This is a genomic window from Nitrospinaceae bacterium, assembly GCA_018669005.1.
GTDB lineage: Bacteria > UBA8248 > UBA8248 > UBA8248 > UBA8248 > UBA8248.
In genome coordinates this window covers 1-15,908 of sequence record JABJAL010000084.1, presented here as the reverse complement: position 1 = coordinate 15,908, position 15,908 = coordinate 1, and the positions used below count along the sequence as shown (strand labels likewise).

Annotated in this window: 15 protein-coding genes; all 15 read left to right on the top strand. The window is 51.7% G+C overall.

Features of this window, described 5'->3' with window-relative positions; all coding sequences use genetic code 11:
* The first annotated feature begins 108 nt into the window (after positions 1–108).
* Entirely contained in the window at positions 109–3,222 is a 3,114-nt protein-coding gene (locus tag HOJ95_13455) for a hypothetical protein (protein ID MBT6395704.1), read from the top strand.
* A gap of 244 nt (positions 3,223–3,466) precedes the next feature.
* Positions 3,467–3,913, top strand: coding sequence for a hypothetical protein (locus tag HOJ95_13450; protein ID MBT6395703.1), 447 nt, complete (start codon positions 3,467–3,469; stop codon positions 3,911–3,913).
* 151 nt (positions 3,914–4,064) lie between these two features.
* Positions 4,065–4,391, top strand: coding sequence for a thioredoxin (gene trxA / locus HOJ95_13445; GenBank protein ID MBT6395702.1), 327 nt, complete (start codon positions 4,065–4,067; stop codon positions 4,389–4,391).
* 241 nt (positions 4,392–4,632) lie between these two features.
* Positions 4,633–5,565, top strand: coding sequence for a DMT family transporter (locus HOJ95_13440; GenBank protein MBT6395701.1), 933 nt, complete (start codon positions 4,633–4,635; stop codon positions 5,563–5,565).
* 123 nt (positions 5,566–5,688) lie between these two features.
* The gene (locus tag HOJ95_13435) at positions 5,689–6,942 is read left to right on the top strand and encodes a hypothetical protein (GenBank protein ID MBT6395700.1); all 1,254 of its coding nucleotides are present in this window, start codon (positions 5,689–5,691) and stop codon (positions 6,940–6,942) included.
* Positions 6,842–7,936 carry a hypothetical protein gene (locus HOJ95_13430; protein ID MBT6395699.1) on the top strand — a complete coding sequence of 365 codons (1,095 nt, stop codon included), beginning with the start codon at positions 6,842–6,844 and terminating at the stop codon, positions 7,934–7,936. The genes HOJ95_13435 and HOJ95_13430 overlap by 101 nt, the downstream gene beginning before the upstream one ends.
* Before the next feature lie 15 nt (positions 7,937–7,951).
* Positions 7,952–8,749 carry a transglycosylase domain-containing protein gene (locus HOJ95_13425; GenBank protein MBT6395698.1) on the top strand — a complete coding sequence of 266 codons (798 nt, stop codon included), beginning with the start codon at positions 7,952–7,954 and terminating at the stop codon, positions 8,747–8,749.
* Positions 8,694–10,061 (top strand): hypothetical protein, encoded by a 1,368-nt coding sequence (locus HOJ95_13420; GenBank protein ID MBT6395697.1) that lies wholly within the window; start codon positions 8,694–8,696, stop codon positions 10,059–10,061. The genes HOJ95_13425 and HOJ95_13420 overlap by 56 nt, the downstream gene beginning before the upstream one ends.
* 26 nt (positions 10,062–10,087) lie before the next feature.
* Positions 10,088–10,852 carry a hypothetical protein gene (locus HOJ95_13415; GenBank protein ID MBT6395696.1) on the top strand — a complete coding sequence of 255 codons (765 nt, stop codon included), beginning with the start codon at positions 10,088–10,090 and terminating at the stop codon, positions 10,850–10,852.
* A gap of 58 nt (positions 10,853–10,910) precedes the next feature.
* Positions 10,911–11,216: a PqqD family protein gene (locus HOJ95_13410; protein ID MBT6395695.1), complete on the top strand. Its 306-nt coding sequence runs from the start codon at positions 10,911–10,913 to the stop codon at positions 11,214–11,216.
* A 56-nt stretch (positions 11,217–11,272) separates the two neighbouring features.
* Positions 11,273–12,166 carry a hypothetical protein gene (locus tag HOJ95_13405; protein ID MBT6395694.1) on the top strand — a complete coding sequence of 298 codons (894 nt, stop codon included), beginning with the start codon at positions 11,273–11,275 and terminating at the stop codon, positions 12,164–12,166.
* Positions 12,163–13,041 (top strand): hypothetical protein, encoded by an 879-nt coding sequence (locus HOJ95_13400; protein MBT6395693.1) that lies wholly within the window; start codon positions 12,163–12,165, stop codon positions 13,039–13,041. Before HOJ95_13405 ends, HOJ95_13400 begins: the two co-directional genes overlap by 4 nt.
* Positions 13,042–13,050: 9 nt before the next feature.
* Positions 13,051–14,175, top strand: a complete 1,125-nt coding sequence (locus HOJ95_13395) for a hypothetical protein (protein MBT6395692.1) — start codon at positions 13,051–13,053, stop codon at positions 14,173–14,175.
* Positions 14,176–14,299: 124 nt separating this feature from the next.
* Entirely contained in the window at positions 14,300–14,455 is a 156-nt protein-coding gene (locus HOJ95_13390; GenBank protein ID MBT6395691.1) for a hypothetical protein, read from the top strand.
* A 376-nt stretch (positions 14,456–14,831) separates the two neighbouring features.
* Positions 14,832–15,908: nucleotidyltransferase family protein (locus tag HOJ95_13385; protein ID MBT6395690.1), on the top strand; the 1,077-nt coding region annotated here is incomplete at its 3' end.

Genomic DNA, 15,908 nt, shown 5'->3' with positions numbered 1-15,908 from the left:
TTTGCTAGGTTATGGATATCCTTTGCCCAAGGGATATGCCCATAGCATCTATGTGCGACATGTTGCTGTCGTTCATGGAGCCGACGCTATGGGAAGGAGAGTTGTGTTATGCCAACTCGCCGCTCGGGCGGGCCGTCATCCATCCCAGAATCAAGTCGTGTAAATGAAGTTGCCGGGCTGATCATCATTGCCCTGGCGGTATTCGCTGCGCTCGCTCTTTGGTCATTTCATCCGGGCGATCCTTCATGGAGTCATCGTGTGAGCCGGGGCTGGGCTGTCCGCAATCTTGGGGGCACGGTCGGGGCCTATCTGGCGGGAGAGTTGGTGCAGGTGCTGGGCACCTTCACGATTCTCATCCCGGTGGGCATCTTTGCGTGGGGCGTCAGGACTTTTTCGGGTGCTCGCTTGTGGTTGCCTGGCTGGCAGGGGCTCGGTCTACTCATGATAATTCTGAGCGGCGCGGGTCTTTATTACAAATCTTTTCATGTTGATCCTCTCTTTGGGAAGAATATTCTGGCAGGCGGACTTGTGGGGTACGGCATGGCCGTTATCTTGGAGACCTATCTTGGTCGTGTGGGTAGCTGGGTGGTGCTCGCAGGGGCGCTTCTGGCGTCGGTTGTTGCGACCACAGGGCTCTCGGTGGGGCAAGTGCTCTTTTATCTCTCGCGCGGTCCTCGCTGGGTGTTGATAAGCCTCCTTCCTCGGGTATCTGCCTCTGTTTTGGCCGCCTCTGTTTGGGCGTATGCCTTCGTTAAGGATCTTGTCAAAAATGCAATTGAAAGGACCAAGTTAAAAAAAGCGACCAGGGAGGCACGGAAATCCGGGACGTTTATGAAGGACCTCCGAGATTCGTGGGCAAGCCCATTGAAAGAGGCTGTGCAGTCGGCTGGAGACAAGGGCAGCCAGGAGTTGGCGGAGGAAGTTATTGCAGAATTATCGGCCGAGACCGGCTCAGAACCAGAAGATGCCGTGAGCCAGTCTGTTAACGGTGATGGGAAGGGGGGGCACAAGAAATCATCGTTGGCCAGGGTGTCTAGTCCGGAGCCAGCTTTCGGTGCCTCTCTCTCCACGACTGATGAGTCGGGGCCAGTAATGTTTATGGGTCCGGCTGCCGAGCAAGTGCCCGCGGCGTCGGAATCAAACATTCTTCGAGGTCCGGTGCTCGATGAGGCTTCCGATGCCACCGAAGGTGATTTTAGTACCTCAGTGCCTGAAGATTCTGTGTCTGCTATTGAAACTGATAAGGATGAGGAGGCGGCTGGCACCCCCCTTGAGGCGCATAAGGTCGTCTCTGAGAGCACACCGAAGATTACCCCTGAGCCGATGGTTGTCCCGGATGAGAAGTCTGATGGGGACAAATCTGTGATGGGAGGGATTCGTGTCGGCAGAAAAGACCCTCCTCGCAATGGCGAATTGGCCGCAGTGAGGGCGGCGAAAGCGGAGCCCGAGGCCGAGATGCCCATGAGTATTCCATCGCTTGAGGCTGATGAGGAATTCGATGATTTGGACGAGGGCGTATCGCTGAAAAAAGCGCTTTATGGACAGAAGTATGAGAGCGAAAGCGAAAGCGAAAGCGAGAACGAGGGCGATGAGGTGAAAGTTCGCCACGCCGGCTCTAACGGCGAGTCGGATATCGTGCGAATTGAAGATGATGCCATCGTAACAACTGAGGCACCTATCACTAAGAAAACCACTTCTCGCAAGAGCGGTGTCTACGCGTTGCCCAAGGCGTCGGAAATTTTTGCGGAAGTCGAGAGCACGGCGCTCATCGTGGACGAGGATGCCATTCGAACGAAATCCACCCTATTGGAGCGGACTCTTGGCGAGTTTGGCGTCGAGGGCAAAGTCACCGAGGTCAAAACCGGCCCGGTCATCACCATTTACGAATTCGCCCCGGCGGCTGGGGTTAAGGTGTCGAAAATCGCCGCGCTCTCGGACGACCTGGCGCGTTCTCTTTCTGCCATCAGCGTGCGTATCGTCGCACCCATTCCTGGAACGAACGTTGTCGGCATCGAGGTGCCCAACGCCAAGCGAAGGGCAGTCCAGGTCAAGGAGTTGATTTCTTCTAAGGAATTCGAGCAGGCCAGTGACAAACTGACCCTGGGGCTTGGGAAAGATATCCTCGGTCGAACGGCCATTACGGATCTGGCCAAGATCCCTCATTTGCTAATTGCTGGCTCGACCGGGTCGGGAAAAAGCGTGGCTATGAATTTGATGATTTGCAGCCTGCTGGTTCGATGCCATCCCCGCGAAGTTCGTTTTTTAATGATTGACCCCAAGATGCTTGAATTTTCCATATACGAGGGCATACCCCATCTTCTGGTTCCCGTGGTGACTGACCCGAAGCGGGCGGCCTCAGCTCTGCGCGGTGTGGTTGTCGAAATGGAGCGGCGCTATCAGGTAATGAGCGGCCTCGGGGTGCGTAACATAGACAGTTACAACAAGCTTGTAGCCGAGAATTTGGGACCTCGTGAGTCGAATCGCCGCCGGAGTCAACACCTCTCTGAAGTAGAAGGGGTGGATGATGATGGAAATCCAGATTTTATGCCCTATATCGTTGTGGTTATTGACGAGTTGGCGGATCTGATGATGACATCGGGCCGAGATGTAGAGGAAACCATGACGCGGCTCGCACAAATGGCTCGGGCGGCGGGGATTCATCTCCTTGTGGCGACCCAGCGCCCCTCTGTGGACGTTCTTACGGGTCTTATCAAGGCAAACTTCCCTTCCCGGATAGCGTTGCGCGTAGCCAGCCGTGTCGATTCAAGAACGATACTCGACATGAATGGCGCCGAGCGACTTCTCGGCAAGGGTGACATGCTCTTCGTCCCGCCCGGGACGAGTGCACCTGTTCGAATTCATGGTGCATATGTCTCCGAGGATGAGATTAGAAATCTAGTCGAGCACTGGAAAGAGCAAGGGCCTACCTCTTTTCGAGATGACCTTTTTGTTCAGTCCGAATCGAAGGATAGTGGTGGCGATTTGGAGGAGCAGGAGTATGACGAGCGCTATGACGATGCCGTGGCGCTTGTAGCCAGGACGGGGGAGGCATCGATTTCACTTGTCCAAAGACATCTGCGCATTGGCTACAACCGTGCCGCTCGTTTGATAGAGCAGATGGAAACGGAGGGTGTTGTCGGGCCCTCAGAAGGGTCGAAACGGCGCCAGGTTTTGATTCAAAATATCCCGAGCCCCGATGTGGAATCTATTGACGCAAGCTAATAACTTGGTGTGCTCTGCGGTTTTGATGTCAATTTCATGATTTTATCGACAATATTTGCAGTGATAAGACGTTATCCACGGCTCCTAATTCGATGGCATTTTGGGGTGTGCTAAAACATTCCGATGTTTTTTTGAGATAATCCCTGGAAATCCAGAAAATCTGGGGAGTAATTTATCTGTATTTTTTCCTCCATTTTAGTGGATAATATTAGTGGCCAGAGTAATCTGAACTTATGGAGGTCGCATGGCTGAGGACTCGATCCCGGAGAAACTGATTCAGGCTGTAGCGGTGGATTTAGATTGCTATGAGCGCCTCCTGGTTATTTGCGGCTGTGAATTTGCGTCTATGACCGGCCATGACATGGACGAGCTTCCGGGTATTCTAGAGGAAAAAGGGGCGCTTATTAAGGAAATTCAATCTAATTCAAGTGATTGCGCCCCCTTATGGGCTGAGATGGATAGCTGGCTGGGAGATGAATTTTTGCTTAAACGGCTGGGCGATGCTGTGCAAAAGGTTCGTGAGGCCGTGTTGATGGTGCAGCAGAGCGAGACGAGGCTTGCAGCGCTTGTGGCCACCCGTTCAAAAGAGGTTAGAGAAGCGCTGGGTATCATTTCGAAGAGTGGAAAGGCGCTGGATGCTTATAAACCTACAATGACATATTCTCCAAGGTTTATAGACCGAAAAGAGTAGGCTTGTATTCTGCGATTTTTCGATCCGTGACCATTGAAGTTGAATTCAATCCGCCCCTCCAGTAGATTTGATCTCTCGTACACCTCGATGTACATCATATCGAAGTTACGTTTTTCCTGTTGCCCGGACTGTAAATTATTGGGGGTTTAGTATGGCAGGTAACATGTTGGATTTTACCGATCAGAATTTTGACGCTGATGTTTTGGGCTCGGATTTACCGACGTTGGTTGATTTTTGGGCCGAGTGGTGTGCCCCTTGTAAAATGATCGCTCCTACTGTCGAGTCGCTAGCGGATGAATTTGATGGCAAATTGAAGGTAGGCAAGCTGAACATTGATGAAAATCCGTCAACTCCGACTAAGTTTGGGATTCGCGGCATCCCAACTTTGATTATCTTTAAGGGCGGAGAGGTGGTGGAGCAGATAGTCGGTGTCCGTTCGAAATCGGATTTAAAAGCTGCGATCGAAAAGTCTCTTTAAAAAAGACTCTCTGCATTTATCCCTCTGGACTCTCTTTTCCTCGTAAGTGTTTTTGCGCTCTTCGTTCTGAATTTCATTGGCGTTTAGATGGCCGATTTTATAGCCGGGCCAATGAGGTTTTAGCTGTTGTCGGTGGACATTGTTCCACCAATTCTGAGGCGGGTGAAAAATCCGCTCCTCCCCCCATCGTATTGTCCATTCTCGTCTAAGCCCGAAGTTTTATATCTGTGGAGGTCCAATTTTGAGCATAAAAGACGGCCTTAAGGCATACGGTTTTTTGGGGGTAGGTGTTTTCACGCTTGGGTGGTCGGCTATTTTGATTCGTTTCGCCGAGGCATCCCCACTTGCCATTGCGGCCTATCGAATGCTGGGCGCGGCGCTGGTGTTGTTGCCTTTCTCTGCGGGCTCCATTGTCGCGCTATGGCGCGGACTCGCGCCACGGGAGCGGTGGATATGGATGGCCTCCTCTGTATTTCTGGCGCTTCACTTTGCCCTTTGGATTGAATCTCTTCGACATACCTCGGTGGCTAGCTCTGTGGTTCTGGTCACGACAAATCCGATTTTCGCAGGGGTAGGGGGCTGGCTTTTTCTCGGAGACAAAGAGGAGCGGTTTTTCTGGGCAGGGGTCGGCGTCACGATTGGTGGCGCGCTTTTGCTTGTTTGGGGAGACGCAGGCGCGTCCGCAACCGCGGCGACAGGAGATTGGTCGGGCACTTTGCTGGGCAGCTTGTTGAGGGGCTCGTTGGAGAGCCTGCTCGGCAACGCCCTGGCGCTGGGCGGGGCGGTGATGGCCTCGGGTTATTTGCTGTGTGGTAGAGCGCTTCGGCGCAACATGCCGCTCATTCCGTATGTGACTGTATGTTATGGAGTTAGCGGAACAATTCTCATTCTGGCGGCTTTTTTGGCCGCCCAGCCATTATCGGGATATTCACCTTCCACGTGGTCGCTCCTGGCCGCCATGGTGCTGGGCCCCACCCTCATTGGCCATACGGCGGTGAACTGGGCCCTAAAGCATATGCCGCCAGGTAAAGTGGCGCTATCGATACTTGGTGAGCCCGTTGTCGCAGCCGTCCTGGCCTGGTGGCTTCTGGCCGAGCCCCTGGGAGGTATGCGGGCGCTCGCCTGTGCAATAATCCTTGCGGGTATCGCCTGGGGCGCATCAAGCCGAAAGTAACCCCTTTGTTTAATCTCGTTGACTTGGTGTTATGAATTCGATACGCTAGATAATTCAATGGGTTTTGGTATTTTCATACCCTTTCTAGATGACCTTGGGACGCCCAGCGGCGGAGGATGAGCCATGAATGATGGCCCCACAGATCCAGCCAGTCAGATTAACAGTGAAACAAGCCGAATCACCGAACTCGTGAAGGTTTCTGAGCAAGAGCGAGAGCGTCTTGAAAAGTCGATGGACCTGCTCACCCTTCGTGCCGAGGAACTTACCTCAAAGCGTAGTGTTCTCGATGAAGTGGGCACTCGTATCGCAGATCTCGAAAGCCGCCTCGTCAAAACCGAAAAGCGAAGCGAGACATTTGAGAAAGTAGACGTCAGAATTACCGAATCCGAGCGTCATTTTCAAAAACTCGATGAATTTGTCCGCAAGACCAAGATGGATATAGACGGCCTTAATGTCCTCTCTGAGCATGTCCTCGCCAAGACGCGCAGCCTCAACCTCCAGCGCGAAGTAGTTGAAAAATCTAACGAGGAGGCTGGAAAACTCAACGTGCTCCTTTGGGAGATGGAATCGAAGATCAAGAACCTCCAGGAGGAAAACAAGCTGGTCAAACGCACCGAGAAAAGCGTGGCCAAGCTTGAGGGAATCTACGATAGCGTCCGCACGAAAATAGACGATGCCTTCCAGCTCCGCGACATTATCGCCGAGGTGAACCTCAAAGTCGTCCAGTTCAACCAATTTTCCCAGAATTTTGACGAAAAACTTCAGCAGGTAGACCGGGAAAAGCTTGTATTTGAGAATTTTTCGAAGCGAAGCACTAACTTCAGGCGTTCCCTCAATGAGATGGAACAATCCCTGAACGAGCTAAACGAGCGTGTGTCTCAGGTGGAAACGCTGCGTGGCGAACTCGATACGGTAAAGCCAGCCCTTGAAAGCATGCGCATCGAGAGCCAAAACATCCTGTCTAAAAATGATGCTCTTCTAAGGACGAGCGCAAGGATTCAGTCCCTTGAGGATCAAAACGAAAATCTTCAGCAGGCAATTTTAAGGGTGCGCGAGGAGCGGCATGAGGTCGAGGAAGTTTGGGAGAATGTCCACTCGCTACGCGACTTCCTCGCGAACGAGGTGGAACGCAGGGCCGAGCGGCTCAAGCGTGAGTTGGATGAATCCTCCACCCTTCGGCGGATGATTCAGGATTATCACGTCAGTGCCCGTGAATTACGCGAGCAGCTCAACACCATCCCCGAGGGCCTTAAGGTTGCTGAGGAGGCACGTCAGCGTGCCTCCGAGATTAATGAAATTGATGATGCTCTTAGGCAAAAAATGGAAGATACCCAGAATCGTGTTCGCCTTGTGGAACACATCAAGGGAGCGCATTGAGCAGCTCTCCTCGAATATCGTCCATCTTGACGACAAAATTGAAAAACAGCTTGAGCGTCGAGGCGAGGTCGAGCGAATGGAAAAACGACTCGAAGCGCTTCAATATTTTATTGAGGAATCAGACCTAAAAATAGACAAACTTCAGCGTCGGGAGGAATATGTTGATCGCGTAGAATCCAGGCTCGATCAGTTGCATAACCTTCTTGAGCGAATTGAAGAGCGCATTCTCGACGTAACGAAAGAGCGTGCAGGATTCGAGGCGCAGGAAAAACGCTTGCAGCAAATGATGTCGCACTTCCAGGAGTCCTTTGAGCAGGGTGAAGTCCATTTAGCGAGTGTTCGAGAAGCCCACCGGACGATGGAGCAAGTAAGTGATTTTCTAGGGAAGCTTGACGAGGGTCTCAAAGAACTGCAGTCCGGAGAAGTCCGGATGGACACCCTCCGCCAGCGTTTAAAAGAGCAGGAGGAGGAGATTGAAAACGTCCGGGTCGTAGCTGGCAGGTTGCAGAATCACATTGACCACCTGGATCAGGAAGAAGAGCGTGTCTCGCAAGTCGAAAAACGCATCTCTACTCTTGACTATAACTCTGCTGGGCTTGAGGAGAGTGTTGCTGAGCTGATCAAGAATAAGGCTGAAGTTGGTGCTGCTCAGGAAGAGCTGAGTACACTGAAAATCGGCGTGAAAGAAATTCATTCGAACATTCGAGATCTTATCAGTGACCGTCAGACGCTGCACGATGTTGAGCTTCAAATTGATGAACTCCGTGATATTTTCCAGCAGGTTGAGGATCGCGGTGCTAGTGTTGCGAAGCAAATGGAAAAAGTTGGCGAAGTGGAATCTCGTGTCAAAGACCTTAATTTGTTGTCCGAGGATGTGCGTGCCAAATTCGAATCACTGGAAGTTGATAAAGATGTTCTTGATCGCGCGAATGCCCGTATATCTGAGCTGCGCTCCATTCTTCAAGAAGCTGAGCGCCGCGTAGATAGAAATTAAGGGCCGGGAGGGCTGATGCGCTTATTCCGGAAAAAGCCGCGCCCCTCGTCTTATGCTTTTTTCGTCAGTAGTGCTGTAACTCCCACACGAATTCTGAGCGGTCTTGCGATTGCGCTCATCCTCGCTTTTTTCGTTCTCCCCGCATCCATTACGGGTGGTATATATTCGTGGGTCAAGGACGATGTTCCAGCCTCTGATGCCATACTCATACAAAAGCCTAGTCTGGCTACATTTGTTTACGATTCGAGCGGGTCTTTAATTGGCAGTTTTGCCGCCGAGCGAAGGCAACTTCTTCGCCTATCGGAAATGGCGCCTGCGATGCGCCACGCCATCGTAGCTGTCGAGGATGAGCGTTTTTATGAGCACTGGGGAATTGACCCCAGGGGCATTGTTCGTGCGGCCGTCAATAATGTTTGGTACGGGAAGGTCAAGCAGGGCGCCTCTACGCTGACGCAGCAATTGGTGCGCCAGCTTGTGTTAGGCACAGAACGAACACTGAAGAGAAAGATCATAGAGGCGATATCGGCAGTTCGCTTGGAATTGACACTCTCGAAAGATGAAATTTTAGAGCGTTACCTGAATCTCGTTTATTTTGGACGCGGCGCCTACGGTGTGGCAGCAGCGGCCCGTACATATTTTGATAAAAAGGCCATCGATCTTACCCCTATCGAGACAGCCCTCCTTGCGGGGCTGGTACAGGCACCAGGCAGGTATCGACCGTTCGAGGATCCGGGCCCTTCGCTTCAAAGACGGGCGCATGATTTTGCGGCGAATGGCTGCCGCAGGATATTTGAAACCAGAGGAGGCAGATGACTTCTCCAAACGCTCGCTTGGGTTAAAGTCGCCAGCGCCAATTCGTGTGGGTGGCCACTTTGTGGAATATGTCAGGCGTGAGTTAGAAGATAAATTTGGCACGGAGCGCCTCTATCGCGGCGGCCTCCGCGTTTATACCACCCTGGATCTCTCTTACCAGGTGGCCGCTGAAAAAGCGGTTCAGGAGGGAGTGAAGAAGCTAATAATGCGGCGGTGGCGGCTCAAAGCGGCTGACCCCTCCTGGCGGGGACCAGAATCCGCTCTGTTGGCGATTCATCCACAAACAGGAGCCATTCGGGCGATGGTGGGTGGCATGAATTTTCAAAAGAGTAAATTCAACCGGGCTGTTCAGGCTTTACGGCAACCCGGGAGCGCATTTAAGCCTATTGTTTATGCGGCGGCGATCAACAACGGTTTCACTGCGGTGGACGCAATTCTCGATGCCCCTATCGTCATGAAAGGTGGTAGAGGTCGCCCGGACTGGAAGCCGGAGAACTATGGACGAAATTTTCGGGGACGGCTCTCGCTTCGCGATGCCCTGGCGGCGAGCCGAAATACAGTGAGTGTTAGGCTCGTTCGTGAGGTCGGAATGGGTAGGGTGATTAAATTCGCCCGATCTTTAGGGATTCGCAGCCCGATTGCGCCAACGATGTCGAGTGCGCTTGGCGCCTCGGTGACTACGCTCAAGGAGATGGTTTCTGCCTATACGGTTTTTGCAAATAACGGGATGTATAATCAGTCTTATGCCATTAGCCGCGTGGAGGATTCCACCGGACAGGTGCTTGCTCGACACAAGCCACATCCAATTGAGGCCATCAGCCCGGGCGTGGCTTATGTGACGACCCAAATGTTGAAGGGGGTGGTCGAGAACGGAACGGGGCGAAAAGCCCTTGCCCTGGGCCGCCCTATTGCTGGCAAGACGGGAACCACTAATGCATTTCGGGATAACTGGTTCATTGGGTTTTCGCCGGGCCTGGTTGCAGGGGTATGGGTGGGATTCGATCTCCCTCGTTCGCTGGGATTCTCGGAAACGGGGGGGCGAAATTCAGCACCAATCTTTGTCGATTTTTTTCGAGAGGCGCTAAAGGGTTCACCCATTGAGGATTTTATGCCTCCTAAGGGAGTGGAGTTCGTTAGAATTGATAAGGAAACCGGGTTGCGCGCCACTCGGGCCAGCCAAAAGACGGCTTTTGAGGTATTCCTTGAAGGTACGGCGCCGACCCAGTTCGCTGGTATGCGAGGCGGGCGGGCTGACGCGATTTTTCGCGCGGAAGGAGATAAGATACATACGAAACCAAATGTAATTCGTTAAATCGCCCTTCATTTTGGAAAGACCTCTTGAAATTTCATTCTAATAAATTTGACTTCAATACACATGGATTATTCATTTGCCTTGTTGTGGCCGGTTTGTTCTCGGTTTTGACGGGATGCGCTGGCTACAGCACGAATGATGGGAAATTCGTTTCTGTGCGACATGGTTTTGAGATACGGCCCCCGGGCGGGGAGCCTTGGCGCCGGACTCCGGATGTCGCCAATCTTCTTTCGCTCAATGATCCTTCCACCTCGGTTCTGTATTTCGATAACCCGTATTCAGGCGGGGTGATCTCGCTTCAGGTTCTTCCGCGCCATTATCCTGGCGATGGGAAGATGATTGATGAGCTTCGATACATCTATCGGCGTATGTTGAGTGTCCCGTATGCAAACATGCGCACGGTGGTGAAGGAAAAATTCATCGCTTTTGAGTTATCTGTGCGCCAGGCCAAGATTCCGGAGGCCGAGCGGGCCGAGTTTAATCTTAAGGGCTCGATGGGCCGGAGGCCTTCTACTCTAGCGAGAGAGGAGGCGAGACGGGCGCTGGAGTTTGAGCAGCCCTTTGGTGGCCCCAGGACGCGGGAGGAGATTAAGGCCGAGCGTGCGTTTCAGATCGATCAGCTGACGCCCGCCTATAAGGCGAACTATCGGGGGAAAGTGGTGGTATTTCTTCGCGGTGGGACACTCTATGAATTTTACTATATCGATCATGAGGCGGCGTATGAAAGTGGTTTGCGCGATTTCGATACATTCGTAAGTAGCCTGAAATTTATCTCGCGGGGGCTTTTCTAGCGCTGTTTTGGGCGGTTTCGGCTTTGTGCGAGAATTGAGCCCGATGGAGGGTGAACTGATGATCAGCAACGAGACGGACTCATTCTCTGAATGCCCTCTAGGGCGAGGTAATGTGGTTTGTCGGCAAGTAGATGACGGATTTATCCTTTATGATTCGGTGGCAGGCAAGGTCCACTCGTTGAACCCTACGGCAGCCTTCATTTGGGATGCGCTCGATGGAAAACATTCGCTCCGGGAAATTTCCAAGAATATTGAGAGTCTTGTTGGCTCCGAGGGGCATGACACTCTGGCCGACGTTGAAAAGGTGGTTTCACTTTTTCAAAAAGAAGACCTGCTCGAGCATTCTGAGAATCTGCCTCGCTAGGCGATAAATTGGCCATCCCCCTCAAGGAATTTCAAATACACCTTCTGGGTTTTAGAATGAGAGTCTCCGGTCCGGCGCCTGATATAGACCTTTTGATGGATTCCCTCTACTCAAATTGTCAGGAGCCACCAGAAGTAAAACCCGATGTTTTCTACCGGGTGGAGGCTGAGGGTGGCATCTATAAGGTTTCTCGCTTGGCCTCACCAGGTAGCGGGAAAACCTCAGACCCCTGTGAGGTGTTTTGCACCCAGGACAACAATGAGCTCTTCTGGAGGCTGGAGAATGCGCTCTGTGAGGGCGCCATGGAGCAGGCCCGAGGGATGCTTCTCATCCATGGCGCGGCCGTGGAGCGGGATGGGAGGGCAACCATCATCATGGGAAAGTCCTATTCGGGCAAATCAACGTTGGCGATACACCTCATTCGAAACGGATTCAGGCTGCTATCCGACGAAGTCATCCTGGTGGACCTTGAGACGGGCCTGCTCAAGCCGTTTCCGCGGAATCTGTTCGTTCGCGAGGGGGCGCTGCGAGATAAAAATGTGCAAGGTGGTGGAGCCACTGACCGGGGCGAGTTCGTCTTAGATGGATTGCAACTGGGGCGCTGGCAATATCAAGATCCGGGGGGGCAAAAAAAATGGATGCTCGATCCGTTGACTGTCGCAACCTCAGGGTTCGCCGAGGAGGCCCAGGTCGAGCGCATTGTTTGTCTCCAGCGGCACCGCAAGAGGCACCCCATGCTTGAGCCGTCGAGCCAGCGAGAATCTGTTGAAATGATGGTTAGCAATGCGGTGAATCTCGATAAACTCGCTGGTGATGGTTGGGATGTGCGCGGGCTGGACACCATTGTGCACATGGTGCGCTCGGCGGAAAATCTCAAACTCCAGGCGCCCCATGCGGGTGAGGCGTGGAAACTCCTTCACAAGCATCTGAACATCCAGGGGCAGCCATGAGTAAAAAACGTAAATCGGTGGGGGATGAGATGCAGGTCAACCTCCTTGGGGTGCGTTTACGCATAGGTGGTCCTGCACGGGAAATCGCCCATCTGAGAAATTCGCTGTTCTCGCGTTGTAATGAACCCCCGGGGCCAAAGCCCAATGCGTCGATCCAGTTCGAGATAGACTGCGGAACCTACAGGGCATGGTTTGTCGACAAAAGTAGTGAGCCGATTTACGAGTCCGATGATCGAAGTGATTTCTTTTGGTGGCTCGACAATGAATTGTTTCGAAAATCGCTTAAGAAGTCGCCACACTTGATACAGGTTCATGGCGGGGCTGTAGAGAAGGGCGGCAAGGCTATTTTGTTTCTCGGGGACTCCTACGCAGGAAAATCCACCATGACACTCCACCTTCTTCGACAAGGCTATCGATTTTTGACCGACGAGGTCATTCTCATTGACCCGCGCACGCTTCGGGTTGCCCCATTTCATCGCAACCTGTTGGTACGCCAAGGTGCAATTGATGGAAATCCGATTCTCAAAAAATATTGCCGGGGGAACTGGCATTATGAGGATTATCACGGTGAAATGAAGTGGTTGATCGATCCGGCGAAGCTTGGCCCTGCCGCAAAACCTCGAAAATCCGTGATCAAGCGCATTTATCTTCTTCGGAGACACCGAGGATGGCGACCAAAGCTTGAGTCCGCAACCGAAAGAGAGGTTGTCGAACAAATGATAAAAATGGCTTTTAACAAGCACCGCTTTGGCGAGGAGGTCGTGGACGCTTTGGTACAAATTGCCAAAGCAAGCGAAAATTTCAAAATTCGTTCTCCTCACGGAGGCGAGGCCTGGAAATTACTCAAAGAGCATATGGATATTTCTAAGGACTAAAGAGAAACCATGTCCCTACGCGATTACGCATGGATGTTGAATGACCCGGCTCGAATAAATGCTTTCCGGCGTGCAATTACAGCCATTGTAAAGCCCGGGGATGTTGTCGTTGAAATCGGGGCAGGTCTGGGCACGTTCAGTTTCCTCGCATGCCAGGCAGGCGCATCAAGGGTGTATGCGATTGAAGATAACGTGTTTGACGCCTTGTGCGAAATTGTCGACAAGCAAACTTTTTGCGATCGAATCAAACCGATTCGAGGCAATTCTCATAACATTAAATTGCCGGAAAAGGCGAATGTAATTATTTTTGAAGATTTCAACAGCGCTTTTCTTGGCGTTGGAATGAATAAATTCTTTGATGATTCTTCCCGGCGCTTTCTTCTCTCGGGCGGTAAATGGCTTCCTTCTGAGGCCGTAATATGCGGAGCGCTATATGAGGCACCTGCTAAATGGGAGAAATTGTCTGCCTGGCGAAATGAAAATGACCACCTCGGAGGTCTGGACTTTTCGCCCTTAGCGGGCTGGATGCTTAATTCAAAATTCAGGGATGAATACTCCCCCGATGGCTTTATCTCCTCGCCCCGCGATCTTAGGCGCTACCGCCTTGGCGGGGAGGCTGAAACTTACGATTTGTCATGGCGGGGTGAGGATGTTTCTGAGCGGCGTGCCAATGTTCATGGGATTTGTGTCTGGTTCCGTCTTGAGTTTGGGGATGGAATTATCTTGGATAATGCGCCGGGCACCGATGAAACAGTATATCAACAAGTTTTCTTCCCGCTTTCCGCACCCGTTCCGGTAGCTGATGGAGAGCGGGTCGAGTGGTCACTCTACTGCACCCCTGGAGGTGATGGGAATGAAATTTCGTGGAACTGGCGGGTTGAGTCGCAAGGCGGCCTGGCGGAGGGTACGACGTTTGCTGACTCTCCGTTTCTTGTCGCGAATTTAATAAAAAATTCTGAAAATCATGTTCCGATTCTCGATTCGGATCTGCGAATGGCAAAATTTATACTTGGGGAAGTGGACGGAAAGCAGACCCAAGGCGAGATTGCTGTAAAACTGCAGAAAGAGTTTCCGAATAAAATTCAAGGTGAGCGTAAGGCTCTTCAGTATGTGGTCTATGTCTTGGGAAATTGACGGGCAGGATTAGATTCTGAAATAAATCATCGTAAAAAAATGAAAAGATAAGAGCTGTTAATCTCGAAAGTAGTTTGTCTGTGTTCCTTGTTAAGACCAGAGCATACCCGTTCCTGACGACATCATGCCAGACCCACCCATCATACCCGAGGGCGACATCATGGGAGAGGGGGATTTTTTCTTGCTGATCATGAAACTGAATTTACTGCCACTTCCCCCGCTGCCACTTGCAGCGCGAGCGCTAGACACAGAAAAAGAGGAAATCATGGGGGCAGCATAAGCGGAGGCTACGAGGAGATTACGGATAAACTGCCGCCTAGTATGTTGGGACTCGTTGGAGTCCTGCCCGTTGCGTTTCTTAGTCAAGATTATTCCTCCACTAAAGCAAATTCATGAATCATGTTCATAGCCATCTGGAATATGTTACCTAACATCCGGAAGGGCAACCTTACCGCTTCCTTATTGCCGATTATACATTTTATGGAATTTTAATTAAATAGCCCATTTGCTAAAATGTGGCCCAGGGCACACTAGAATTGCAGGAAATTAATCAATATGTTGCGATGGTTTGTTGAAGGATTCCTCCTGATTATAGACACAAGTACTATCCTGCTGGAATTGAGAGCTATTTCTTGTTTCTCATGGTGGCTGAAAACGTGGACATAAAAAATAATAGTCTGGAATCGGGCACCCTTCAAGTGGAGGTATTCCGTTCCCTGGCAGGGCGATATCGACTAACTGAAATGGAAGTTGAGAGTCTTTTCATCGCGGCTCAAAAAATGACGGAGGATGAATGGAAGGTTGTGATTGAGGAGAGTATTTACAAGGAGACGGCAGGGCTTCTCTGCCATCATCTCAGAGAGGCAGGGGTCGAGCCACCCAAGATTCTTAAAGCTGAGTACAAATGGATTGCCCTTTCCAACACCATGATTGAAGTGGAACTCATCCGCCTTGCGCCTGAGCTTCTTGAAGCTGGTGCTCGCGTCTTGCTCATCAAAGGGACTGCTCTCCATCAATGGGTATATAAAAATCCGGGTATCCGTAATTTTGAGGATTCTGATTGGGTTTTTCCGGATAGAACCACCGCCGATGCTGCGGCTCGTGTTTTGGGTTCCCTAGGCTACAAATCATCGGGTAATCAGGATAATTTACTTTGGAGAAACGGACCATTTAAAATAGAATTTCACATGAACATACTTGGCGATGAGCGGGTCGCCGCCAGGGTATCTGGACTTGAGGCGAAAAATGGCGTCATCGACGATGAAGTCTGGTCGAGATGTCGGCCCGCCATATTAGGCGCACCCTATCTCATGCCCGCCCCGGAGGATCATCTTTTGATCCTGTGTGCCCACCTGATGAAGCATAATCTTGAGCCTGGGATTTGGTTTGCAGATATTGAGGCGCTCCTGACTGAAACGGAAGATTTTGACTGGGATGTTGTATTGGAGCGGGCCCAGCGGTGGCGGCTTATTCGTCCGCTTGCCTTTGCCTTTAGGAATCTTGGGGCGCTGGGGGTTGAGGGGCAGATTGGGGGAAGAGAGGGTATCCTTCCTCCACAAGTTCGATTCAAATTGGCAGAAGTTCATCCCACACGCATGGAAGCCTATCTTCTAGCGCTGGCGGCGACGGGAGGGCGGATTTCAGGCGAAAAAAAAGAATGGACACGCGCGCCGCTCGCCAATCTGTTATGGCTCTCATCTCAGCAAACGCTACGTGAGAAAATTAAGCTTCTC